This is a genomic window from Streptomyces sp. NPDC023481 (assembly GCF_055560195.1).
Map to the genome: position 1 here is coordinate 97,689 of NZ_JBVHJE010000013.1, position 23,835 is coordinate 121,523.

Annotated in this window: 23 protein-coding genes; 8 read left to right on the forward strand and 15 right to left on the reverse strand. The window is 71.4% G+C overall.

Going from position 1 to position 23,835, the window contains the following annotated elements; genetic code table 11:
- Together ACZ3ZD_RS24495 and ACZ3ZD_RS24500 are read left to right on the forward strand one after the other, a co-directional pair.
- On the forward strand, nt 1-702 hold the full coding sequence (locus ACZ3ZD_RS24495) for a hypothetical protein (protein WP_467401080.1): 702 nt from the start codon (nt 1-3) through the stop codon (nt 700-702).
- A gap of 297 nt (nt 703-999) precedes the next feature.
- Nucleotides 1,000-2,070, forward strand: coding sequence for a zinc-dependent alcohol dehydrogenase family protein (locus ACZ3ZD_RS24500; protein ID WP_467401084.1), 1,071 nt, complete (start codon nt 1,000-1,002; stop codon nt 2,068-2,070).
- Between the two features lie 305 nt (nt 2,071-2,375).
- On the opposite strand, the gene ACZ3ZD_RS24505 is transcribed toward ACZ3ZD_RS24500, so the two are convergent.
- Nucleotides 2,376-3,704 carry a class I SAM-dependent RNA methyltransferase gene (locus ACZ3ZD_RS24505; protein ID WP_467401087.1) on the reverse strand — a complete coding sequence of 443 codons (1,329 nt, stop codon included), beginning with the start codon at nt 3,702-3,704 and terminating at the stop codon, nt 2,376-2,378.
- 88 nt (nt 3,705-3,792) lie between these two features.
- The gene (locus tag ACZ3ZD_RS24510; RefSeq protein WP_467401090.1) at nt 3,793-5,841 is read right to left on the reverse strand and encodes an APC family permease; all 2,049 of its coding nucleotides are present in this window, start codon (nt 5,839-5,841) and stop codon (nt 3,793-3,795) included.
- Nucleotides 5,842-6,212: 371 nt separating this feature from the next.
- Between ACZ3ZD_RS24510 and ACZ3ZD_RS24515 the strand changes: the two genes are divergently transcribed.
- Nucleotides 6,213-6,884 (forward strand): potassium channel family protein, encoded by a 672-nt coding sequence (locus ACZ3ZD_RS24515; protein WP_467401093.1) that lies wholly within the window; start codon nt 6,213-6,215, stop codon nt 6,882-6,884.
- On the forward strand, nt 6,884-7,552 hold the full coding sequence (locus ACZ3ZD_RS24520) for a potassium channel family protein (RefSeq protein ID WP_189305043.1): 669 nt from the start codon (nt 6,884-6,886) through the stop codon (nt 7,550-7,552). The genes ACZ3ZD_RS24515 and ACZ3ZD_RS24520 overlap by 1 nt, the downstream gene beginning before the upstream one ends.
- A 67-nt stretch (nt 7,553-7,619) precedes the next feature.
- Here the strand turns inward: ACZ3ZD_RS24520 and ACZ3ZD_RS24525 are convergent, their stop codons facing one another.
- The 7 genes from ACZ3ZD_RS24525 to ACZ3ZD_RS24555 form a co-directional block, all read right to left on the reverse strand.
- Nucleotides 7,620-8,375, reverse strand: a complete 756-nt coding sequence (locus ACZ3ZD_RS24525) for a DUF3159 domain-containing protein (RefSeq protein WP_467401096.1) — start codon at nt 8,373-8,375, stop codon at nt 7,620-7,622.
- Nucleotides 8,376-8,378: 3 nt separating this feature from the next.
- Entirely contained in the window at nt 8,379-8,777 is a 399-nt protein-coding gene (locus tag ACZ3ZD_RS24530; protein ID WP_189983965.1) for an OB-fold nucleic acid binding domain-containing protein, read from the reverse strand.
- Between the two features lie 63 nt (nt 8,778-8,840).
- The gene (locus tag ACZ3ZD_RS24535; protein WP_467401099.1) at nt 8,841-9,527 is read right to left on the reverse strand and encodes a response regulator; all 687 of its coding nucleotides are present in this window, start codon (nt 9,525-9,527) and stop codon (nt 8,841-8,843) included.
- Entirely contained in the window at nt 9,524-12,076 is a 2,553-nt protein-coding gene (locus tag ACZ3ZD_RS24540) for a DUF4118 domain-containing protein (RefSeq protein WP_467401104.1), read from the reverse strand. The genes ACZ3ZD_RS24535 and ACZ3ZD_RS24540 overlap by 4 nt, the downstream gene beginning before the upstream one ends.
- A 358-nt stretch (nt 12,077-12,434) precedes the next feature.
- Entirely contained in the window at nt 12,435-13,199 is a 765-nt protein-coding gene (locus ACZ3ZD_RS24545; RefSeq protein ID WP_467401106.1) for a DUF3710 domain-containing protein, read from the reverse strand.
- Nucleotide 13,200: 1 nt separating this feature from the next.
- Nucleotides 13,201-13,752 carry a dUTP diphosphatase gene (dut, locus tag ACZ3ZD_RS24550; protein WP_467401109.1) on the reverse strand — a complete coding sequence of 184 codons (552 nt, stop codon included), beginning with the start codon at nt 13,750-13,752 and terminating at the stop codon, nt 13,201-13,203.
- A complete protein-coding gene (locus ACZ3ZD_RS24555) occupies nt 13,749-14,333 on the reverse strand; it encodes a PaaI family thioesterase (protein ID WP_467401114.1) in 585 nt (194 codons plus the stop codon). Before ACZ3ZD_RS24555 ends, dut begins: the two co-directional genes overlap by 4 nt.
- Before the next feature lie 58 nt (nt 14,334-14,391).
- Between ACZ3ZD_RS24555 and ACZ3ZD_RS24560 the strand changes: the two genes are divergently transcribed.
- Nucleotides 14,392-14,856 (forward strand): DUF3093 domain-containing protein, encoded by a 465-nt coding sequence (locus tag ACZ3ZD_RS24560; RefSeq protein WP_467401116.1) that lies wholly within the window; start codon nt 14,392-14,394, stop codon nt 14,854-14,856.
- Between the two features lie 30 nt (nt 14,857-14,886).
- Here the strand turns inward: ACZ3ZD_RS24560 and ACZ3ZD_RS24565 are convergent, their stop codons facing one another.
- The 4 genes from ACZ3ZD_RS24565 to ACZ3ZD_RS24580 all read right to left on the reverse strand — a co-directional run bounded on the left by ACZ3ZD_RS24565 (nt 14,887) and on the right by ACZ3ZD_RS24580 (nt 18,420).
- Nucleotides 14,887-15,801: a hypothetical protein gene (locus tag ACZ3ZD_RS24565; RefSeq protein WP_467401119.1), complete on the reverse strand. Its 915-nt coding sequence runs from the start codon at nt 15,799-15,801 to the stop codon at nt 14,887-14,889.
- A gap of 13 nt (nt 15,802-15,814) precedes the next feature.
- Nucleotides 15,815-16,111 (reverse strand): DUF4193 domain-containing protein, encoded by a 297-nt coding sequence (locus ACZ3ZD_RS24570; RefSeq protein WP_003997302.1) that lies wholly within the window; start codon nt 16,109-16,111, stop codon nt 15,815-15,817.
- A 392-nt stretch (nt 16,112-16,503) separates the two neighbouring features.
- Entirely contained in the window at nt 16,504-17,760 is a 1,257-nt protein-coding gene (locus ACZ3ZD_RS24575; RefSeq protein WP_467401121.1) for a sensor histidine kinase, read from the reverse strand.
- Nucleotides 17,761-17,766: 6 nt separating this feature from the next.
- On the reverse strand, nt 17,767-18,420 hold the full coding sequence (locus tag ACZ3ZD_RS24580; protein ID WP_007387794.1) for a response regulator transcription factor: 654 nt from the start codon (nt 18,418-18,420) through the stop codon (nt 17,767-17,769).
- A gap of 412 nt (nt 18,421-18,832) precedes the next feature.
- Here ACZ3ZD_RS24580 and ACZ3ZD_RS24585 point away from each other — a divergent pair, with 412 nt between their 5' ends.
- Complete coding sequence (locus ACZ3ZD_RS24585; RefSeq protein ID WP_467401124.1) at nt 18,833-19,006, forward strand: hypothetical protein; 174 nt, start codon at nt 18,833-18,835, stop codon at nt 19,004-19,006.
- Between the two features lie 118 nt (nt 19,007-19,124).
- Here the strand turns inward: ACZ3ZD_RS24585 and ACZ3ZD_RS24590 are convergent, their stop codons facing one another.
- Complete coding sequence (locus ACZ3ZD_RS24590) at nt 19,125-19,940, reverse strand: inositol monophosphatase family protein (protein WP_467401126.1); 816 nt, start codon at nt 19,938-19,940, stop codon at nt 19,125-19,127.
- A gap of 8 nt (nt 19,941-19,948) precedes the next feature.
- Nucleotides 19,949-21,076: a ferrochelatase gene (locus ACZ3ZD_RS24595; protein WP_467401128.1), complete on the reverse strand. Its 1,128-nt coding sequence runs from the start codon at nt 21,074-21,076 to the stop codon at nt 19,949-19,951.
- A 171-nt stretch (nt 21,077-21,247) separates the two neighbouring features.
- On the opposite strand from ACZ3ZD_RS24595, the gene ACZ3ZD_RS24600 reads away from it, so the two are divergent.
- Together ACZ3ZD_RS24600 and ACZ3ZD_RS24605 are read left to right on the forward strand one after the other, a co-directional pair.
- Nucleotides 21,248-22,486, forward strand: coding sequence for an MFS transporter (locus ACZ3ZD_RS24600; protein WP_467401132.1), 1,239 nt, complete (start codon nt 21,248-21,250; stop codon nt 22,484-22,486).
- Nucleotides 22,446-23,765: a D-arabinono-1,4-lactone oxidase gene (locus tag ACZ3ZD_RS24605; RefSeq protein WP_467401134.1), complete on the forward strand. Its 1,320-nt coding sequence runs from the start codon at nt 22,446-22,448 to the stop codon at nt 23,763-23,765. The genes ACZ3ZD_RS24600 and ACZ3ZD_RS24605 overlap by 41 nt, the downstream gene beginning before the upstream one ends.
- The last annotated feature ends 70 nt before the right edge of the window (nt 23,766-23,835 follow it).

Below are 23,835 nucleotides of genomic sequence, written 5' to 3' on the forward strand. Positions count from 1 at the left end.
GTGGTTCCGCTGATGGTCGCGGCGGATCAGATCGCGTCCTCATCGCTTACCGGCGCCAGTGTGGTGTCAGTCTGCGCACTGCTCTTCACCGTCGCGTCGTTCTGGTGGCTCAACGCCCGACAGGGACGCCTGCAGGCGTGGGAACCTCATTCCTTCGCGGCGATCGTCCACGGTTCGACGGCACGCCTACGACTGCCTCTCGTCCTGCACAACACCGGTCCCCAACCGATCGTCGTGCAGGACCTCATCCTGACCTTCCCTGATGAGCCCGCCTCTCATCTGCCACTCCTGTGGGTGTCCTCCCCGTCCCGGCTCCAACCGGGGCCGGACGAGGAGGCGAAGCTGCCGGCGGGGTTCGTCGTGCCCGGCAGAGAAGCGCAACAGCTCTTCCTCGAGTTCGAGGCACCGTTTTCCGGATTCCTCCCGGAGGCCCGTGACTACAAGGCCCAGATACAGGTGCGGGTCGGCCACCGCAAGGGGTGGCGCCCCCTGCTGACGTTCATCTTGAGGGCCGCCAACATCATCGATCCAGACCGCTACACCGTTTACGACAACGCACCGGTCGAGCTGACGAAGGAAGACCAGAAAAGAGCGGATGCCGCGCTCCTCGAACTGTTGGAAGAGCACGGGGACGGCTCCCCTCCGGGCGGCAGGCGACGGGAGGAACCCCCTGATGACGGCGACGCCGACACAAGCGGCTGACGCGGATTCCCGCATCGGCACGGCGGGCTTCCTCTCCGTGGTCGTGGTCCACCGCCGAGAACGTTCCCGACGCGCGGCGTAGCGTGAGGTGAGGGATGCGTCTCTGGACTCGTGCAGCAGCGAGCGGGTCCGGGACACGAGACTCGGCAGATCAGTGTGCCCCGAGCACTTGCATCATCACCTCGGGTGAGCCGCCAAGGATCTGGAGGGGTCCGATGCCGACCCCGGCATTTGCCCTGGACCGTCAGCCGGGTTCCTCGCGGACCGAGAGACGAAAGGCCACTCATGCCTCGATCCATGCGAGCGCTCGTAGCCGTAGCGGCCGGCGAGCCCGCCGATGTGCTGCGGCTGGAATCCCGGCCTGTTCCCACGCCGGACGCCGGTCAGGCGTTGATCGGTGTGAAGGCGACCCCGGTTCACGCGAGTGATCTGCACGTGCTGCGCGGCCGGTACGGCTTCACGCCGGAGTTTCCCGCTGTCGGGGGCTACATGGAGTGCGTGGGCCGTGTCGCGGACCTGGGCCCGCAAACCGAAGGGCTGAAGGTCGGTGAGCGCGTGGTGGCCGCCGCGATCCCGGCTGTACCCGGGCCCGCTGCGACAGGCACCTGGCAGGAATACCTCGTCGCCGACACACACAGGCTGCTGCCGGTCCCCGACGATCTGAGTGACTCCAGCGCCTGCCAACTCGCCGTCAATCCATTGACCGCGCTGCTCCTCGTCACGCGCGAACTCGACGTACAGCCGGGCGAATGGATGTTGCAGACCGCCGCGGGCTCCACCGTCGGCCGGCTCGTGATCCAGCTGTCCCGGCATCTGGGGTTTCGTACGATCAATGTCGTGCGCCGGCGTGCTGCTGTCGAGGAGATCACAGCCCTCGGTGGAGACGAGGTCATCTGCACAGAGGACGAGGACCTGGTGCAGCGCGTCGCTGAGATCGCGGGACCGGCCGGCGTGCGGAAGGCCATCGACTGTGTCGCGGGCCCCGTCGGCGCCCAAGTGTCCCAGGCACTGGCTCCGCGTGGAGAGCTGGTGGTGTACGGCGCGCTCTCCACCCACCGGCAGACCGACCCGGCGGCGCTGACGATCCCGCTCCAGGCCCGTTCAGTCATCTACGAGACCAAAACAGTCCGTGGGTTCTGGCTGAATCGCTGGTTCGGCAGCGCCACGCCGGAGGAAACGCTGCACGCGCTGGCCCAGGTGCGCGGTCTCGTCGTCGATGGGGTGCTGAGCATTCCGCAGGGCCGGCCGTTCCCACTCGAAGCTTTCGCAGAAGCCGTCACGCTCGCCGAAGCACCCGCACACGGCACCAAGCCACTGTTCGTCTTCGACGAGGGGCGGCACGAACGTGACAGCTACGAAGCGCCCTGATGGTGCAATGGCGGTTCGGCCACACTCACAGGTGCGACCTGGGATCGGGCACGATGACCGCTTCAGAGCGCCCGGCCCCGCCCGGTCGATGGCGGCACGGCTATCCATGAAGGCCGCCGAGGCCGAGCAGCGCCAGGCGCTGGCGGACCAAGGCGGCAGAAGATCACTCCATGCACCCGGCCGCAAGGTGACAGACCATCAGAAAGAGCGTCATCGTGAGGCGTACGACGCGCTTCACGTCATGCACTTCGGAAAACAGGTCGAGCACCGCCGATCACCCCTGAAGAACCCGAGAAAACCGCAGGTCAGAGACCCTTTTGGGCGGGCTCCAGAATCGCCACGCACTCCACATGATGCGTCATCGGAAACAGATCGAACGCCCGAAGCATCCGCACCCGGTACCCGCCCTCCCGGAAGTACCCCAGGTCCCGGGCCAGCGCAGCGGGATCGCAGGCGACGTAGGCGATGCGGCGGGCGTTCAGGGAGGCGAGGTGGGCGACCGTCTGACGGCCGGCGCCTGACCTCGGGGGGTCGAGGACGATCAGGTCGACCTCGGTGATGCCGGTGCGCGGGAGGACCGACTCGACCTTGCCCTGCTCGATGCGGACGCGCGGGAAGTCGGCCAGGTTGTGCCGGGCGTCCTCCACCGCGCGCTTGCCGGACTCGATGCCGAGGACCGCGCCCTTCTCGCCGAGGCGGTCGGCGAGCGCGCCGGCGAAGAGGCCGACACCGCAGTAGAGGTCCAGGGCCGTCTCGCCCTTGCGGGGCAGCAGGCCCTGCATGACGGCCGTGACGAGGGTGTCGGCCGCCTTCGGGTGGACCTGCCAGAAGCCGCCGCTGCCCACCCGGTGGGTACGGCCGTCCGCGCGTTCGCGCACGAAGGGGCGGCCGTGGACGCGGTGCACGCCGCCGGTCTTCTCGTCGACCCGCTGGACCGACACCGGCTTGTCCAGCTCGACCAGCGGCAGGCGGCCGCCGGGGCGCGGGGTGAGGATGACCTGGCGGTCCTGGGATCCGGTCGCGGCGATCGCCTCGACCGACTCCATGCCGGTCCAGTCCCGCTTCTCGATGCCCAGCTCGCTCACGCCCGCCGCCGCGATCATGCAGTGGTCGATGCGCTCGACCTCGTGCGAGCGGTGCCGGCGCAGACCGGCGTGGCCCTCGGCGTCGACGGCGTACTGGACGCGGGTGCGCCACTGCGGGACCTGGCCGGCGGGCAGCTTGTCGCCCTCCGCCGGGACCACCGTGCCGTCCCAGCCGGCCTCCTCGGGTGTGAGGCCGGCGAGCCGCTGGAGCTGCTCGGCGATGACGTCGGCCTTCAGCCGGCGCTGGGCGCCCGGCTTGGCGTGCTGCCAGTCGCAGCCGCCGCAACGGCCGGGGCCGGCGAAGGGGCAGGGGGCCTCGATGCGGTCCTTGGACGCCTCCAGGATCTCCACCGCGTCGGCGCGGAGGAAGCGGGCGCCCTCCTCGCCCTCCGTCACCCGGGCCACCACCCGCTCGCCGGGCAGCGCGTGCCGGACGAACAGCACCTGGCCCTCGGCGGTACGGGCGATGCAGTGGCCGCCGTGGGCGACGGGGCCGATCTCGACCTCGTACTCCTCCCCCACCAGCGACTTCTTCGGTTCTGCGGGCATGGTGGGGTGACTCCAGATCGACAGCGGGGGCGGCCCGCACCGGCGGGACCGACAACAGCCCACCAGTCTACGGCCTCCCCGCCGCGCCTCAGTCCCTGGCCGACGGCTCCTTCGGCCGCTCCACGGCCGGGCCGCGCCGGACCGCGCCGGGGGCGTTCCACTCCTGCCGCTTGCGGGCGCGGGCCCGGGCGGCCTCGGAGGACGCCAGCTGGTAGGGGACGGAGGTGACCATCACGCCGGCGGTGAACAGCAGCCGGCCCTTCAGGCGCAGGGCGCTCTGGTTGTGCAGCAGGTGCTCGTACCAGTGGCCGACCACGTACTCGGGGATGATCACGGAGACCGCGTCGCGCGGGGACTCCTTGCGCAGGCTCTTGACGTACTCGATGACCGGCCGGGTGATCTCGCGGTACGGCGAGTCCAGGACCTTCAGCGGTACGTCGATCCCGCGCCGCTCCCACTCCTCGCGCAGTGCCCTGGTCTCGGCCGGGTCGACGTTGACGGTCAGCGCCTCCAGGGTGTCCGAGCGCATCAGCTTGGCGTAGGCCAGGGCGCGCAGGGTGGGGCGGTGGATCTTGGAGATCAGGACGACCGAGTGCACGCGGGACGGGCGGACCAGGTCGTCGCTGGGACCCTCCGGCGCGGCGATCTCGTCGGCGACCCGGTCGTAGTGCTTACGGATCGCGGTCATCGTCGCGTAGAAGATGCACATGCCGAGCAGGGCCACCCAGGCGCCGTGGGTGAACTTGGTGACCAGGACGACGACGAGCACCAGGCCGGTGAAGAAGGCACCGAACGCGTTGATCGCGCGGGAGCGGATCATGTGGCTGCGTTTGGCCGGGTCCTTCTCGACCGCCAGGTGGCGGTTCCAGTGCCGGACCATGCCGGTCTGGCTGAGCGTGAAGGACACGAACACGCCGACGATGTACAGCTGGATCAGGCGGGTGGAGTCCGCGCCGTAGATGACCACCAGCAGCGCCGCCGTGCCGGCGAGCAGCACGATGCCGTTGGAGAAGGCGAGCCGGTCGCCGCGGGTGTGCAGCTGGCGCGGCAGGTAGCGGTCCTGGGCGAGGATCGAGCCGAGCAGCGGGAAGCCGTTGTAGGCCGTGTTGGCGGCCAGGAACAGGACCAGCGCCGTGGCCGCCGCGAGGACGACGAACAGGAAGCTGCCCTTGCCGAAGACCGCCTCGGCGACCTGGGAGATCACCGGGTTCTGGACGTAGCCGGAGCCGAGCGGGGCGCCGCCGCGCAGCAGGTCGGTGGCCGGGTTCTCGGCCATGCGGACCTTGGTGGCCATGGCGAGCGCGATGATCCCGCAGAACATGGTGACGGCCAGCAGGCCCATCATCGCGAGGGTGGTCGCCGCGTTCTTCGACTTGGGCTTGCGGAAGGCCGGGACACCGTTGGAGATCGCCTCGACGCCGGTGAGGGCCGCGCAGCCGGAGGAGAAGGCGCGCAGCAGCAGGAAGACCAGCGCGAAGCCGGCGAGCCCCTGGTGCTCGGCCTTGATGTGGAAGTCGGCCGTGGGGGCGCGCATGGTGTCGCCGAGGACCAGTCCGCGGAAGGCACCCCACGCGATCATGATGAAGACGCCGCCGACGAAGACGTACGTCGGGATGGCGAAGAGCTTGCCGGACTCCTTCACGCCCCGCAGGTTCATCAGGGTCAGCAGCACGATCACGGCGGACGCGCAGAACACCTTGTGCTCGACCACGAAGGGGACCGCGGAGCCGAGGTTCTCGATGCCGGAGGAGATGGAGACGGCGACGGTCAGGACGTAGTCGACGAGCAGCGCGCTGGCCACGGTGAGGCCGGCCTTGGGGCCGAGGTTGGTGGTCGCGACCTCGTAGTCGCCGCCGCCGCTCGGATAGGCGTGGACGTTCTGCCGGTAGGAGGCGACCACCGTGAACATCAGCACCACGACCGCGACCGCGATCCAGGGGCTGAAGTGGTACGCCGACACGCCCGCGATGGACAGGACCAGCAGGACCTCCCCCGGCGCGTAGGCGACGGAGGACAGCGGGTCGGAGGCGAAGACGGGGAGAGCGATGCGCTTCGGCAGGAGCGTTTCGCCCAGCCGGTCGCTGCGCAGTGCGCGCCCGATCAGGATCCGTTTGGGCACGTCGGTCAGTTTGGACACGAGAGAGGATCGTAAGCCTTCGAACTGGCACCCGCCCACCCGGCGTGCTTGATCTGCCTCACGAGTGAAATCGGGGGCGCGCGGAACTGCGGAATCCGTGGTGCGTGTGCCCCCCGTGCCTAGATGGCAAACCCCGCCTGTCATCGCACTTCGGAGGTTCCATGCCGGCGACCGCGGAGCTGATCGGGGCGCTGCTCGCGCTCGTCGGCCTCGGAATCCTGACCCTGTGCAGCGTGCGCAGCATCACTCGCCGGCGCCTGCGACCGGCTCCGGCACGGGGGTGCCCACCGCGCGGCGCCCGTGTGTAGCTTTGGGCGTCGGTCTGAGACCCTGAGGCTGAGCAGTAACTTTTGGACACCGGAAGGACGGTCGTGCACATCGTCATCATGGGCTGCGGACGAGTGGGTTCCGCTCTCGCCCAGACCCTGGAGCAACAGGGACACACGGTCGCCGTGATCGACCAGGACCCCACCGCCTTCCGCCGGCTGGGCCCGGGATTCGGGGGCCGCCGGGTCACCGGCGTCGGATTCGACCAGGACACCCTGCGCGAGGCGGGCATCGAGGAGGCCGGCGCCTTCGCCGCGGTCTCCAGCGGGGACAACTCCAACATCATCTCCGCGCGCGTGGCCCGCGAGATGTTCGGTGTGGAGAACGTGGCCGCCCGCATCTACGACCCCCGCCGCGCCGAGGTCTACCAGCGCCTGGGCATCCCCACGGTGGCCACGGTCCGGTGGACCGCCGACCAGATGCTGCGCCGGCTGCTGCCCTCCGGGGCCGAGCCGCTGTGGCGCGATCCCACCGGCGGGGTGCAGCTCGCCGAGGTGCACGCCTCCGCGAAGTGGGTGGGTCAGAAGATCAGCAAGTTGCAGGAGGAGACGGGCGTCCGGGTGGCGTTCCTGACGCGGCTGGGCGAGGCGATCCTGCCCACCTCGCAGACGGTGCTGCAGGAGGGCGACCTCGTGCACGTGATGATGCGGACGGACGACGTGGACAAGGTCGAGGCGGCGTTCGCCGGTGGCCCGGAAGAGGAGGGCGGTCACTGATGAGGGTCGCCATTGCCGGGGCCGGCGCGGTCGGCCGCTCGATCGCGGGCGAGCTGCTGGAGAACGGCCACGAGGTCCTGCTGATCGACAAGGCGCCGACCGCCATCTCGGTCGAGCGCGTCCCGCAGGCGGAGTGGCTGCTGGCCGACGCCTGTGAGATCACCTCCCTGGACGAGGCGGCGCTGCAGCGCTGCAACGTCGTGATCGCCGCGACCGGCGACGACAAGGTGAACCTGGTCGTCTCGCTGCTCGCCAAGACGGAGTACGGCGTCCCGCGTGTCGTCGCCCGGGTCAACAACCCCAAGAACGAGTGGCTGTTCAACGAGGCCTGGGGCGTGGACGTCGCCGTCTCCACCCCGCGGCTGATGTCCGCCCTGGTCGAGGAGGCGGTGAGCGTCGGCGACCTGGTCCGGCTGCTGCGCTTCAGCCACGGCGACGCCAACCTCGTGGAGCTGACCCTGCCGGAGGAGTCGGCGCTGGCCGGCACCCAGGTCGGGGACGTGGAGTGGCCCGAGGACACCTCCCTGGTCACGATCATCCGCGGCACCCGGGTGCTGACCCCCTCCAAGGAGGACTCCCTGGAGCCGGGTGACGAGCTGCTGTTCGTGGCCGCTCAGGCCCGGGAGGAGCAGCTGGAGGACCTGCTGTCGGTGCGGCGCGAGGACTGACCGCGCGCACGCTGCGAAGGGCGCCCCTGTCGCCGGGGGCGCCCTTGTGCGTCGTAGGACGGTCCGCTCACGCCTCCCGGCGGTGCCGCCCCCCGGTCGTCTCGCCGCTCTCCGCGGCCTGCGCGGCCCGGCGCTCCTCCTCGGCCTCCAGCTCCGCGAACACGTCGATCGGCGCGGGCGCCTTCGCGAGGAAGACCCAGGTCAGCCAGACCGCGAGCAGGAACGGCGGGATCTTCAGGATGACCAGGACCCAGCCGAGCTGCGCGGTGTCGGCCCACCAGTACAGCGGGAAGAGGATCGCGCACTTGGCGAGCAGGATGAGGCCCCAGGCCCAGCTGGCCTTGGCGTACGCCTTCTTGCGGCCGGGGTTGCGGGTGCGCCAGGAGAGGTTCTCCTTGAAGATCGGGCCGAGGATGAGGCCGATCAGGGGGACGCCCGCGAGGGTCGTGATGATGTAGGCCAGCGCCATGCCCAGCGTGTAGAGCATGCCGGGGAGGTAGAAGTCCTTGGCGTTGCCGGTGAACATGGCGAACACCACGCCGAAGACCACGCCGAAGACACCGCTGAAGGCGTGCTTGACGGTGTCCTTCATGGCCAGCCGGACGACGACCAGCACCACGGAGACCGCCAGCGCGGCGATCGCGGACAGGTGCAGGTCCTTGTCGACCGTGAAGATCGTGACGAAGAGCAGGCCCGGCAGGACCGTCTCGACCATGCCTCGGACCCCGCCGAAGGCCTCGAACAGCGCCGCCTCGGTCACCGCGCGGGCGTCGTCGGGCTGAGTCTGGTCGGTGTCTTCGGTCGGCTTGTCGAGGGACGTCACCGGCTACTCCCGTCCGAGGGGTCGCAGTTCGTATTTCGGGTTGAACAGCACCCGGCGGCCCCGGCTCATCGAGATCCGGCCCGATGCGATCAGCTTGCGCCCCGGTTCTATGCCCACGATGGAGCGCCTGCCGAGCCACACCACGTCCAGCGCGGCGGAGCCGTCGAACAGCTCCGCCTCCAGGGCCGGGACTCCCGCGCGCGGGCGCAGGGTGACCGTGCGCAAGGTACCAGTAACGGTGACGATCTGGCGGTCCTGGCAGTCGCCGATCTTCGTACAGCCCGCTGTCTCGGCGTCTTCGCGCAGCTCCTCGGACTCCAGGTCCTCCTGCGACGAGGAGAGCCGGTCGAGCATGCGCCGGAACCGGCCGGCCGGCTTTTCGGAACGAGGAACAGCACTCATATCTGAAGCGTACCGGGCACCACCGACAAGACCGTCGGCCCGCCGGTCCCCGGGCGAACCCGTCTACTTCTCGAACCGGTAGCCCATCCCCGGCTCGGTGATGAAGTGCTTCGGGTGCGAGGGGTCCGTCTCCAGCTTGCGCCGCAGCTGGGCCATGTACACGCGCAGGTAGTTGGTCTCGGTCCCGTACGACGGCCCCCACACCTCCTGCAGCAGCTGCCTCTGGCTGACCAGCCGGCCGGTGTTGCGGACCAGCACCTCCAGCAGGTGCCACTCGGTCGGGGTGAGCCGCACGTCCCGGCCGCCGCGGTTGACCTTCTTGGCGGCGAGGTCGACGGTGAAGCCCGTGGTCTCGACGGTCGTCAGGTCGTCCTCGCCCGGCCCGGCCGGCTCGGCCCGGCGGACGGCGGCCCGCAGCCGGGCCAGCAGCTCGTCCATGCCGAACGGCTTGGTCACGTAGTCGTCGGCGCCCGCGTCCAGCGCCTGGACCTTCTCGTCGGAGGAGTGGCGGGCGGACAGCACCAGGATCGGCACCCGGGTCCAGCCGCGCAGGCCCTTGATCACGTCGACGCCGTCCATGTCGGGCAGGCCCAGGTCGAGGACGACCACGTCGGGGTGGCGGGAGGCGGCGAGTTCGAGGGCGGTCGTGCCGTCGGGGGCCGCGTCGACCTCGTACTTGCGTGCCTTGAGGTTGATCACGAGGGCGCGCACGATCTGCGGCTCGTCGTCGACCACGAGCACCCGGGTCATAGGGTCTGCCTTTCTGGTTCTGCGATGCCTGCGGAGGGGATCGGCTGGGGAGGGGATCCGGCCGCGCGGAGGGTGAGCACCATGGTGAGTCCGCCGCCCGGCGTGTCCTCGGCGTTGAGGGTGCCGCCCATGGCCTCGGCGAAGCCCCGGGCGACGGCGAGGCCGAGCCCGACCCCGGCACCGCGCGGAGCGTCACCGTACCGCTGGAAGGGCTCGAAGATACGATCCTTCGCCTCGTCCGGCACACCCGGCCCGCGGTCCACCACGCGCACCTCCACGCGGTCGGCGATGGCGCTCGCGGCCACCAGGACGCGCCGCCCGCGCGGGCTGTACTTGACGGCGTTCTCCACCAGATTGGCCACCGACCGCTCCAGCAGCCCGGGGTCGACGGCGACCATCGGCAGCGTCTCGGGCACGTCCAGTTCGACGCTGTCCTCGGGGACACCGCCCAGCGCCATCGGTACGACCTCGTCCACGTCGATCTCGCGGATCAGCGGGGTGACCGTACCGGTCTGGAGGCGGGACATGTCGAGCAGGTTGCCGACGAGGTGGTCGAGCCGGTCGGCGCCCTCCTCGATGCCCTCCAGCAGCTCCGCCTGGTCCTCCTCGGACCAGGCGACGTCGTCGGAGCGCAGGGACGACACGGCGGCCTTGATGCCGGCCAGCGGGGTGCGCAGGTCGTGGCTGACGGCGGCCAGCAGGGCGGTGCGGATGCGGTTGCCCTCGGCGAGCGCGCGGGCCCGGTCGGCCTCCTCCTGGAGCCTCCTGCGGTCCAGTACGACGGCGGCCTGGGCGGCGAACGCGGCCAGCACCCGGCGGTCCTCGGCGGGCAGCACCCGGCCGGTGAGCGCGAGCGCCATGTGGTCGCCGACCGGCATGTCGACGTCGGCGTCCTCGGGGCGCTCCAGCGGCGGGCCGAAGCCGGCGCGGCCCGCGCAGGTCCAGGGCGCCACGTCGCTCTCGCGTTCCAGCAGGGCGGCCGACTCCATGGCGAAGGTCTCGCGGACCCGCTCCAGCAGCTCCTCCAGGCTGGTCTCCCCGCGCAGCACGTTCCCGGCGAGGAAGGAGAGGATCTCGGACTCGGCGCGCAGCCGGGCGGCCTGGTGGGTGCGCCGGGCGGCGAGGTCGACCACCGAGGAGACCGCCATACCGACCCCGAAGAAGATCGCGATGGCGACGATGTTCTTCGGGTCGGCGACCGTCAGCCGGTGCAGCGGCGGGGTGTAGAAGTAGTTCAGCAGCAGCGAGCCGAGGGCCGCCGAGGCCAGCGCGGGCAGCAGGCCGCCCAGCAGGGCCGCGGCGACCGTGACGGCCAGGAACAGCAGCATGTCGTTGGCGAGGCCCAGGGCGACGGTGTTCAGCAGCACCGCGAGGACCGCGGGTCCGGCCAGGCCGACCGCCCAGCCCCAGACGATCCGGGCCCGCCCGAGCCGGCCGCCGCGGTTGACGGGCAGTCCCCGCCCCTTGGCGACCTCCTCGTGGGTGACGATGTGCACGTCCAGGTCGGGGCCGGAGTCCCGGGCCACCGTGGCGCCGACACCGGGCCCGAAGACGTACTGCCAGGCCTTGCGGCGCGAGGAGCCGAGCACGATCTGCGTGGCGTTCACCCCGCGCGCGAAGTCCAGCAGGGCGGCCGGGATGTCGTCGCCGACCACGTGGTGGAAGGTGCCGCCCAGGTCCTCGACCAGGGTGCGCTGGACGGCCAGCTCCTTCGGGGAGGCCGAGGTCAGCCCGTCGCTGCGGGCGATGTAGACGGCGAGGACCTCGCCGCCGGCGCCCTTCTCGGCGAGCCGCGCGGCGCGCCGGATCAGGGTGCGGCCCTCGGGGCCGCCGGTCAGGCCGACGACGATCCGTTCCCGGGAGCCCCATATCCGCGAGACCTGGTGCTCGCTGCGGTACGCGTTGAGGTACTCGTCGACGCGGTCGGCCACCCACAGCAGCGCCAGCTCGCGCAGGGCGGTGAGGTTGCCGGGGCGGAAGTAGTTGGAGAGGGCCGCGTCGACCTTGTCCGGCTGGTAGATGTTGCCGTGCGCCATGCGGCGGCGCAGGGCCTGCGGGGACATGTCGACCAGCTCGATCTGGTCGGCCCGCCGGACGACCTCGTCGGGTACGGTCTCGCGCTGGCGCACCCCGGTGATCGACTCCACGACGTCGCCGAGTGACTCCAGGTGCTGGATGTTGACCGTGGAGACCACGTCGATGCCGGCGGCGAGCAGTTCCTCGACGTCCTGCCAGCGCTTGGTGTTGCGGGAGCCGGGGACGTTGGTGTGGGCCAGCTCGTCCACGAGGGCGACGGCGGGCGCCCGGCGCAGCACGGCGTCGACGTCCATCTCGCCGAACGTGGCGCCCCGGTGCTCCAGCTGCCGGCGCGGCACCTGCTCCAGGCCGTGCAGCATCACCTCGGTGCGCGGCCGGTCGTGGTGCTCCACGAACGCGACCACGCAGTCGGTGCCCCGCTCGGTCCGGCGGTGCGCCTCGGCGAGCATGGCGTAGGTCTTGCCCACGCCGGGTGCCGCGCCGAGGTAGATCCGAAGCTTGCCGCGTGCCATGGCCCCATTGTCTTCCCGTGCCTGTTGCCTGCGCAGCGTCGACCTTACGGCCGGCGATCACGGCGATCGGTACGGGAGTGCGAGCAGGGGGCAACTTTGACGCAACCCTGATGGCCGACGCCGCGGCCCGGCACTCACCGCTCGGTGATCTTCCCCTCGGGTGGCTCCAGCACCCGGCCGGCCAGGTCGAGCAGGGCCGTGTCGCGGGTGGCGGCCAGGGCGGGCGGGGGGTCCCTCCGCGCGGGCGGAGTCGAGCGGGGCGGGGTGCTCGCCCTCGATGGCGCTGCCCCCACAGCAAGGCGGGCCGCGCCCTTGGGGCACGGCCCGACGTGAACAACCGCTGAACCCAGCGGAGCGCCTAGCGGACCTCGGTGATCTCCGGGCCCCGCTGCAACTGCCCCATGCCACCGGAGAAGCGCGAGCCCTCCTCCTGCTGGACCCCCTCGGGGACCATCTGCGCGTCGTTGGGCAGCTTGAGGACGATCGGGTCGCGCGGGGCCATCGGGCCCTCGCCGCGGACCACGACGGTGTCCCGGAAGATCTGCTCCAGCAGCCCGGCCGCCTGCGGCTGCACCGCGCCCTGGCCGGAGATCACACCGCGCAGGAACCAGCGCGGACCGTCCACGCCGACGAACCGTACGACCTGGAAGCCGCCGGTGCCGTCGGGCAGCTGCACCGGCACCTGGGCGCGCAGCTCCCACCCGAGCGGGCCCTCGACCTCGTCGACGATGCCACCCTGCTGGGTGATGCCGGACGCGATCTCCTCGCGGACCTCGCCCCAGATGCCCTCACGCTTGGGCGCGGCGAACGCCTGGAGCTGGACGGCGCTGTCGCGCAGGACGACGGTCGCGGCGACGATGGCGTCACCGGCTACCTCGACCCGCAGCTCCATGCCGTCGACGCCCGGCACGAACAGGCCGCCGAGGTCCACGCGGCCCTCGGCGGGGTCGCGCACCTCGCTGCTGTCCCACGGACCGTCGGGCCGGGGCCCGGGCTCCAGCCGGACGCGCTCGCGCCCGGCCTCGCCTTCCTCGTCCGCCTCGGTGTCGACGCTGTCGACGACCTGCTCGGCCTCGCCGGCCGCGTCCTCGGCGGCACCCTTCTTGTTGCGACGTCCGAACACGTCACTGTCCTTCCCGGTCGGATACGACCGAAGCGTATCGATTCCCACCCGCCGGACCGCCCTCGGCGGCCCGGCCGCTTGTGCCGCTCTCGTCGCCCACCGCGGCATGGCCACCGGTGGACCCGAAGCCCCCTTCGGCCCGCGCCGAGCCGGGAAGCTCCGCGACCTCCTGGAAGCGGACCCTCTCGACCTGCTGGACGACCAGTTGGGCAATCCGGTCGAAGCGCTCGAACCGCACGGCCTCGCGCGGGTCGAGATTCACCACGATCACCTTGATCTCCCCACGGTACCCGGCATCCACCGTCCCCGGGGCATTCACGAGGGCGACACCGCAGCGGGCGGCGAGGCCGGAGCGCGGATGCACAAAGGCCGCGTACCCCTCGGGCAGGGCGATCGACACGCCCGTGGGCAGAACGGCCCGTTCGCCGGGCTTCAGCTCGCACGCCTCGGTGGTGCGCAGGTCGGCCCCGGCGTCCCCGGGATGCTCGTACGCCGGAAGCGGTACGTCCGGATCGATGCGCCGCAGCAGCACGTTCAGCGGGTCTCGGCTCACGGGTTCACCTCGAAGGCGCGGGCGCGCCGGATCTGGTCGGGGTCGCTCATGGCGGCCTGGATCTCTTCCTTGCGGCCGTGGTCGATGAAGTGGTCCACCTTGACCTCGACGAAGAGGGCGTCGGCGCGCACGGCGAGCGGCCCGTCGGGGCCGCCGAGGCGTCCGGTGGCGGTGGAGAAGATCTTCCGCCCGGCGACGGCCGTCACCTCGGCCTCCAGATACAGGGTGCTGCCGACGGGCACGGGCCGCACGAAGTCCGTCTCCAGCCGTCCGGTGACGGCGATGGTGCGCAGCAGCCAGTTCAGCGAGCCGAGGGTCTCGTCCAGGGCCGTGGCGAGCACTCCCCCGTGCGCGAGGCCGGGGGCGCCCTGGTGGGCGGGCCGCACGGTGAACTCGGCGGTCAGCGAGACGCCCTCGCCGGCGCGGGCCTCCAGGTGCAGTCCGTGGGGCTGCCCGGGGCCGCATCCGAAACAGTGTTCGTAGTGGGCGCCGAGAAGCTCCCCGGGCGCGGGCGCGTCGGGGTGCCGTACCGGTTTCGCCGCGTCGGCGGGGGGCTGAAGAGCTGGGGAACTACCACTCACAGCCGCAGACCTTACCCGCGCGTCGGCCGGTTACCGATCCCGTGCCAAGCTTGGCTCCATGCAGCTCTCCGCCGCCCCCTACGAAGAACGTCTCACCGCCCCCCGCTCGTGGTGGCTGATCAGCTTCCTGGTGGGTGTCTCGTTCGCCCTGATCCTGCTGCCGTTCGGCACCCTGCCGCTGCTCGGCGGCCTGGTGGGCGGTACGGCGGCCGCGGCCGTGGTGGCCAGTTCCTACGGCTCCCCGCGCATCCGGGTCGTGGGCGACTCCCTGATCGCGGGCGAGGCGAAGATCCCGGTGACGGCGCTGGGCGCGACGCAGGTGCTGGACGCGGAGGAGGCCCGCGCCTGGCGGACGTACAAGGCCGACACGCGTGCCTTCCTGCTGCTGCGCGCCTACATCCCGACGGCGCTGCGGGTGGAGGTCACGGACCCGCAGGACCCGACGCCGTACCTGTACCTGTCGACGCGGGAGCCGGAGCGGCTGGCCGCGGCCATCGAGGCGGCGCGCACGGCGCACGCCTAGAACCCGCCCGGGCGGCCTCGGCCGCGCCCCTCAGGGTTCGTCGGGCAGGTCGCGCAGCGAGAGGGGTTCGGCCGGATTCTCCAGGGGCGGCAGCTCCGGCAGCGCGTCCCACGGCACCTGGATCCTGCGCAGGTCGGCTCGGACGCGGGCGGCGAGGCTTCTGGTGTCCCGGCGGTTCATGACCGCCCCGACCGCGGCTCCGACCATGAACGGCATCAGGTTGGGCAGGTTGCGGACCATCCGCTTCATGATCTGCTGGCGCAGCTGGCGCTTCATCCGGCCGCCGAGGGCCGTGTCGTAGGTCGACGGCTTCATCACGTCGACCCCGCGTTCCTCCGACCAGGAGGACAGATACGCGGTGGTGCGGGCCTTGAGACCGCCGGGCGGGCGGACCCCGTAGACCTCGTGCAGTTCGGCGATCAGTTTCAGCTCGATCGCGGCGACGCCGGTGATCTCCGCGGCCAGCTCGGTCGGCATGGCCGGCGGCACCGGCAGCATCGCCGCCGCTCCGATCCCGGCTCCGACCGTGGAGGTGCCGGCCGCCGCGCCCGCCACCAGCTTGTCGGCGAGTTCCTCGGGTCCGAGCCCGGGGAACTGCCCGCGCAGGGTCGCGAGGTCGCGTACGGGGACGCGCGGGGCGATGTCGATGATGCGGTCCGTGAGGTACGCCAGCCCCGCGCGGGCCCGGCTGCCGCCCTTGCGGGCGCCTTCCCGGGTCAGTTCCCGGGCCTTCTCACGGATCGCCGTCGCCCGGCGCCGGGCGACGGGTGCGGGGGGCTGTGCCGACGCCGGCGGGCCGCCCCGGTCGGGCGCCTGCCCGAGCGAGGCTCCCGTTCCGGGTGAGCCCCGCTCGTCGTCACGCGCGCCGTGCGGGCCGTCGACCGGCCCTTGGTCCGCTTTCCGCAGGTGGAAGCGGCGCTTCCGAGGAGGGGTCGAGCCGGACATGGCCGACCCGTCCTCAGTCGCAGTCGCGGCAGATCGGCTGGCCGTTCTTCTCCCGGGCCAGCTGGCTGCGGTGGTGCACCAGGAAGCAGCTCATGCAGGTGAACTCGTCCTGCTGCTTGGGCAGCACCCGGACGGCCAGCTCCTCGTTGGAGAGGTCTGCTCCGGGCAGTTCGAGTCCCTCGGCGGCCTCGAACTCGTCGACGTCCACCGATGAGGTGGACTTGTCGTTCCGCCTGGCCTTCAGCTCTTCAAGGCTGTCCGAGTCGACGTCGTCGTCGGTCTTGCGTGGAGTGTCGTAATCGGTTGCCATATCGCTCTCCCCCTCTGGGTGTCTGCGGTGTCTCCAGCGCACGTAACGCGTGAGAGGCCGGACTTGTGCCCGACCTGAGGCGGAGATTTTGCCTCACATCAAGGTCTGTTACTCAATCGACACCCAACCCGACCTCCCGAGAGTGATCGGCTTGGCTGGCGGTGAGGACCGTACACGGTTCGAATGCCGCACCTCAAAGGCGCCTCACCGTGTACTTCCCGTGATCAAGTGCCCTGAAAACCAGGACTTTCCCGGCTTTCCACCTTCTGTCATGATCACAGTGCGTACATGGCCGGAATTCCGCCCATGTGATCGATCACACAGGAAGAACCCGGTCCACCGGTCGAAAAATTCCGCGTAAAGCGAACATCCCCCGCGTGTGTCGTTTTCGGTCACACCGGGAAGGTGACGCGCATCACCAGACCACCGCCCTCGCGGGGCTGGGCCAGGATGTGACCGCCGTGCGCCCGGGCCACGGACCGGACGATCGACAGGCCGAGACCCACCCCCTTGTCGCTGCCGGTGCGCTCGGTGCGCAGCCTGCGGAACGGCTCGAAGAGGTTGTCGATCTCGTACGCCGGCACCACCGGTCCGGTGTTGGTGACCGTGAGCACCGCCTGCCCGTGCCGGACCTCGGTGGCCACCTCGACCCAGCCCTTCTCGGGAACGTTGTACCGCACGGCGTTCTGCACCAGGTTGAGCGCGATCCGCTCCAGCAGCACGCCGTTGCCCTGCACGACGGCCGGTTTGCGCTCACCGCGGACCGTGACGCCCTTGGCCTCCGCCTCGGCGTGCACCTGGTCGATGGCCTGCGTGGCGACCTCGGCCAGGTCGACCGGTTTGCGCTCGACGATCTGGTTGTCACTGCGGGCGAGCAGCAGCAGCCCCTCGACCAGCTGTTCGCTGCGCTCGTTGGTGGCGAGCAGCGTCTTGCCGAGCTGCTGGAGTTCGACCGGCGCGTTCGGGTCCGACAGGTGCACTTCGAGGAGCGTTCTGTTGATCGCGAGCGGGGTGCGCAGCTCGTGCGAGGCGTTGCCGACGAAGCGCTGCTGGGCGGTGAAGGCCCGCTGCAGCCGCTCCAGCATGTCGTCGAAGGTGTCCGCCAGCTCCTTCAGCTCGTCGTCCGGGCCGTCCAGCTCGATCCGGCGGGACAGGTCCGAGCCGGCCACCTGGCGGGCGGTGCGGGTGATCCGGCCGAGCGGGGACAGCACGCGGCCGGCCATCGCGTAGCCGAACGCGAAGGCGATCACGGCGAGGCCCAGCAGGGCCAGCAGGGAGCGGCTGAGCAGGTTGTCCAGGGCCGCCTGGCGCTGCTGGTCGACGCAGTGGGCGATCGCGTCGTTGAAGTCCGACAGCGGCACCGGGCCGGAGTTGATCGCGGTGACCGCGGGGCAGTTGTCGCTGGTGACCTTGATCGCCGAACCGCTGACGATCTTGAACAGCGGCTGGTTGCCGGTGCTGATCGCCTGGGCGGCGAGCAGGTAGATGATCGACAGCAGCAGGATGCCGGCGATCAGGAACATGCCGCCGTACAGCAGCGTCAGCCGTATCCGGATGGTCGGGCGCAGCCACGGGAAGGGCGGCTGCGGCCGGCTGGGGTCCCAGGTGGGCTTCGGGGGTGCCTGGGGTGGGGCGGGTGTCGTGGCCACGGGGGATCAGATCCGGTAGCCGGAGCCGGGGACGGTGACGATGACGGGCGGCTCGCCCAGCTTGCGGCGCAGCGTCATCACCGTCACCCGCACCACGTTGGTGAACGGGTCGGTGTTCTCGTCCCAGGCCTTCTCCAGCAGCTGCTCCGCCGAGACCACGGCGCCCTCGCTGCGCATGAGCACCTCCAGCACCGCGAACTCCTTGGGCGCGAGCTGGACCTCCTTGCCGTCCCGGAAGACCTCGCGGCGGTTGGGGTCGAGCTTGATGCCGGCCCGCTCCAGGACCGGCGGCAGGGGCACGCTGGTGCGGCGGCCCAGGGCGCGCACGCGCGCGATCAGCTCGCTGAAGGCGAACGGCTTGGGCAGGTAGTCGTCGGCGCCGATCTCCAGGCCCTCGACGCGGTCGCTGACGTCGCCGGACGCGGTGAGCATCAGCACGCGCGTGGGCATGCCCAGCTCGACGATCCTGCGGCACACGTCGTCGCCGTGCACGAGCGGGAGGTCGCGGTCGAGGACGACCACGTCGTAGTCGTTGACGCCGATGCGCTCCAGGGCGGCCGCACCGTCGTACACGACGTCGACGGCCATGGCCTCCCGGCGCAGTCCGGTGGCCACCGCATCGGCGAGCAGTTGCTCGTCCTCGACGACGAGTACGCGCACGTCGCTTGTCCTTCCTCATGTCCGCCCGCGTGGCGCGCGGTGAGCGCGTGCGGGCAGGGCTGTTTCGCGGGTGTGACCCCCATCCTGCCCTTTTCGGCCATAAGTCGGCTGTAAGGCGGGGTCCGGGCCCGTGGGACGGGGTTCCGGGGCGGGAATAGGTGAATTTCCGCGCCGGTTGAGGTTTCCGCGGAAGGGAGCGGGGGGAGGACGGCTTTACACCCCGCGATCACGCTCTGCATGTGCCGCAGCACCATGCGGTACCCCGCCATCCGCTTGGCAGAGCGGGCGTGGGTGTCCGGCACCGTCGCCGCCCGGCCGGGCAGCGCTGGGCACCTGCGAGAGACGTGATCGCCCCTTCCTCACGGCACACCCCCGTGCCACCGACCCACGACCCTGGACGAGGGGGCGCAGCATGGACGCTTTCACCGCAGGACTTCTGCAGCGCATACAGGCGACCGAGTCCGACCTGTCGCGGGCTCGTGACGAGGGCGACGACTTCCTCGCCGAGGTGGAGCAGGCCGAGCTCGACGACCTGCGACGCCTCGCCGCCGAACACGGTGTGGAGGTCGGCGCGTCACGCGTCTGATCGACCCGGAGCGCAGAACCCGGAGCTCACGCCCCGGAGCACGACGAGGGACCCCGGCGAATCCAGCGCCGGGGTCCCTCTGTGTGCTGCTACCCGTGTACCGCCGCCGCTACCCCGGTCAGTCGTGCCAGGCGCCGAAGTCCTCCAGCAGCCGCTGGAGGGGCTCGAACACCCCGGGTGACCCCGCCACGGTCAGGTCGCCCGAGGGGCGCTCTCCGGGCCGCCCACCGGTCAGCGCGCCCGCCTCCCGGGCGATCAGGTCCCCGGCCGCGACGTCCCACGCGTGCAGACCCCGCTCGTAGTACCCGTCGAGCCGGCCGCAGGCCACGTCGCACAGGTCGACCGCCGCCGAGCCACTGCGCCGGATGTCCCGCAGCAGCGGGACCAGCCGGGCCGCCACCTCCGCCTGGTGGGTGCGGACCTCGGTGACGTAGTTGAACCCGGTGGACACCAGGGCCTGGTCGAGCGGGGGCGCGGGGCGGCAGGCGAGCGCCCGCTCGCCCTCCCAGGCGCCGGTCGCCCACGCGCCACCGCCGCGCACGGCGTGGTAGGTCTCGCCGCGCATGGGGGCGGCGACCACGCCGACGACGGTCTCGCCGTCCTGTTCGGCCGCGACGGACACCGCCCAGGTCGGCAGGCCGTACAGGTAGTTCACGGTGCCGTCGAGCGGGTCGATCACCCAGCGGATGCCACTCGTGCCCGCGACGGAGGCGCCCTCCTCGCCGAGGAAGCCGTCGTCCGGGCGCCGCCCGGAGATCAGGTCGGTGATCAGCTTCTCCGCCGCGATGTCCATCTCGGTGACGACGTCGATGGGACTGGACTTCGTCCTGGCCACGGCCAGGTCGGCGGGGCGGCCGTCACGCAGCAGCTCGCCGGCGCGGCGGGCGGCCTCCTGGGCGAGGGCGAGCAGGTCCCGGTGGGGGGCGTCGGTCACGGTTCTCCTCACGCGTAGGGACTGTCGGCGCCGGCGGCGGCCGGGCGGGGCGCACGGGCGGGACAGCAGCCGACCGGGCAGAGGTGGTGGCTCGGGCCCAGCGCGCCCAGGGCGCAGGGGGTGACCTCCTGGCCGCGCTCCACGGCGGCGCGCTCCGCGACCAGCTCGCGGACCGCGGCGGCGAACCGGGGGTCGGCGCCCACGGTGGCCGAGCGGCGCACCGGCAGGCCCAGCTCCTCGGCCTTGGCCCTGGCCTCGGTGTCGAGGTCGTAGAGGACCTCCATGTGGTCGGAGACGAAGCCGATGGGCGCCATCACCACGGCGGGGGCGCCGGCCGCGTGCCGCTCCTCCAGATGGTCGCAGATGTCGGGCTCCAGCCACGGGATGTGCGGGGCACCGGAGCGGGACTGGTAGACGAGCCGCCAGGGGTGGTCGACGCCGGTGCGCTCGCGGACGGCGTCGGCGATCAGCTGGGCCACGTCCAGGTGCTGCTCCACGTAGGCGCCGCCCTCGCCGTGGGCCTCGACCGGGCCGGAGGTGTCGGCGGCCGAGGTCGGGATGGAGTGGGTGGTGAAGGCGAGGTGGGCGCCCGCGCGGACGTCCTCCGGGAGGTCCGCCAGGGCGCGCAGCACGCCGTCGGTCATGGGCTCGACGAAGCCGGGGTGGTTGAAGTAGTGCCGCAGCTTGTCGACCCTCGGCGGTTCCAGGCCCTCGGCCTCCAGGGCGGCCAGTGCGTCGGCGAGGTTCTCCCGGTACTGGCGGCAGCCCGAGTAGGAGGCGTAGGCGCTGGTGGCGAGGACGAGGATGCGGCGGCGGCCGTCGGCGACCATCTCGCGCAGGGTGTCGGTCAGGTACGGCGCCCAGTTGCGGTTGCCCCAGTAGACCGGCAGGTTCAGGCCGTGTTCGGCGAAGTCCTTGCGCAGGGCGTCCAGCAGGGCGCGGTTCTGGTCGTTGATGGGGCTGACCCCGCCGAACAGGAAGTAGTGCTGCCCGACTTCCTTCAGGCGTTCCCTGGGGATGCCGCGCCCGCGCGTGACGTTCTCCAGGAAGGGGACCACGTCGTCCGGGCCTTCGGGGCCGCCGAAGGAGAGCAGGAGGAGGGCGTCGTACGGGCTGGCATCGAGCACGTCTGGCATGGGTCGATCCTGCCACCCGGCACTGACAGCGGGGAAACAGCGGGGTGAAGAGTCGGGTTCCAGCCGGTTGAGGGCGGTTTCTCCGGACGTCGCACCGGGTGCGATGAGGGTGCCCTAACTCGTAAGCTGTATCAGCCGCATTCGCGCCTTACCGAACCGCCCGGAGACCACGTGCCCAGCCCTTACAGAGCCCTGTTCGCCGAGCCCGGCACCAAGGCGTTCTCCGCCGCGGGACTCGTCGGCCGGATGCCGCTGTCGATGATGGGCATCGGCGTGGTCACCATGGTCTCCCAGCTCACCGGCCGGTACGGCCTCGCGGGCGCCCTGTCGGCCGCCATGGCGCTGTCCGCCGCCGCGGTCGGGCCGCAGATCTCCCGGCTGGTGGACCGGCACGGGCAGCGCCGGGTGCTGCGCCCGGCGACCCTGGTGGCCCTGGCCGCCACGGCCGGCCTGCTGCTCGCCGCCCACCTCGGCGGGCCGGACTGGGTGCTGTTCGTGTGCGCGGCCGGGGTCGGCGCGGTGCCGAGCCTGGGCGCGATGGTCCGGGCCCGCTGGGCGGCGCTGTACCGGGGCACCCCGAAGCTGCACACCGCCTACTCGTTCGAGTCGGTCGTGGACGAGGTCTGCTTCATCTTCGGGCCGATCATCTCCATCGGCCTGTCCACGGCCTGGTTCCCGGAGGCGGGCCCCCTGCTGGCCGCCTGCTTCCTGGCGGCCGGCGTCTTCTGGCTGACCGCCCAGCGCGCCACCGAGCCCGAACCGCACCCGCGTGAGCGGCACGGCGGCGGCAGCGCCCTGCGCGCGCGGGGGCTCCAGGTGCTGGTGGCCACCTTCATGGCGACCGGCGCGATCTTCGGCGCCGTCGACGTGGTCACCGTCGCCTTCGCCGACGAGCGCGGCCACAAGGGCGCCGCGAGCGTGGTCCTGGCGCTGTACGCGGCCGGTTCCTGCGCGGCGGGCGTGGTCTTCGGCCTGCTGCGTTTCAGCGGTGCGCCGGAACGCCGCTGGCTGCTGGGCGTGACGGGGATGGCCGTGAGTATGATCCCCCTCCTACTGGTCGGAAACCTGCCGCTTCTGGCCGTGGCGCTGTTCGTTGCGGGCCTGTCCATCGCACCGACGATGATCACGACGATGTCCCTCATCGAAGAGCACGTACCGCGCGCGCAGCTCACCGAGGGCATGACCTGGGTGGGCACCGGCCTGGCCGTCGGCATCGCGGTCGGCTCCTCCGTGGCCGGCTGGGTGATCGACGCGGCCGGGGCGCGGGCCGGGTACGGGGTTCCGGCCGCGTCCGGAGCCGTCGCGGTCGCGGTCGGTTTCCTCGGGTACCGCCGGCTGCGCAGGCCGGCCGCGGGTCGGGGAGGCACCGTTGAGCAGCACAGCGAGCGGGAAGAACGGCACGTGGCGTAACTGGGGCGGGAACGTCTCCGCCCGGCCCGCGCGGCAGGTCGCGCCGGCCTCCGTGGAGGAGCTGGCCGCGGCCGTGCGCCGGGCACGGGAGGACGGCCTGAAGGTGAAGGCGGTCGGGACCGGGCACTCCTTCACCTCGATCGCCGCCACCGACGGCGTGTTGATACGCCCTCAACTGTTGACCGGCATACGCGGCATCGACCGGGAGTCCATGACGGTCACGGTGGAGGCGGGCACCCCGCTCAAGAGACTCAACGCCGCTCTCGCGCGCGAGGGCCTGTCGCTCACCAACATGGGCGACATCATGGAGCAGACCGTGTCGGGGGCCACCAGCACCGGCACGCACGGCACGGGCCGGGCGTCCGCCTCCATCGCCGCGCAGATCAAGGGGCTGGAACTCGTCACGGCCGACGGCTCGGTGCTCACCTGCTCCGAGAAGGAGAACCCGGAGGTGTTCACCGCGGCCCGCATCGGCCTCGGCGCCCTGGGTGTCGTCACCGCGATCACCTTCGCCGTGGAGCCGCTCTTCCTGCTCTCCGCGCGCGAGGAACCCATGCCCTTCGAACGGGTCCTCGCCGAGTTCGACCAACTGTGGGCGGAGAACGAGCACTTCGAGTTCTACTGGTTCCCGCACACCGGCAGCACCAACACCAAGCGCAACAACCGCAGCGCCGGCCCCGAACGGCCGGTGGGCCGGCTGGCCGGGTGGTTCGAGGACGAGTTCCTCTCCAACGGCGTCTTCCAGGTGGCCCAGTGGGTCGGCCGCGCGGCCCCCGCGACCGTGCCGTCGATCGCCCGGATCTCCAGCAGGGCGCTGTCCGCGCGCACGTACACGGACATCCCGTACAAGGTCTTCACCTCGCCGCGCCGGGTGCGGTTCGTGGAGATGGAGTACGCCGTCCCGCGCGCGGCCCTGGTGGCCACGCTGCGCGAGCTGAAGGCCATGGTCGACCGCTCCGCGCTGCGGATCGGCTTCCCGGTGGAGGTGCGCACCGCCCCGGCCGACGACATCACCCTGTCCACCGCCTCCGGCCGGGACAGTGCCTACATCGCCGTGCACATGTTCCGGGGCACGCCCTACCAGGCGTACTTCACCGCCGCCGAGCGCATCTTCACCGCGCACGAGGGGCGTCCGCACTGGGGCAAGGTGCACACGCGGGACGCGGAGTACTTCGCCCGGGTGTACCCGCGCTTCGGCGAGTTCACCGCGCTACGGGACCGGCTGGACCCGGACCGGCTGTTCCAGAACGACTACCTGCGGCGGGTACTGGGCGCCTAGCCCGGCGAAATCAATGGTTCCGCTTCCGGTGATCGCGTGAAGTTCGCCACGTTCATGATCGGCAGAACCG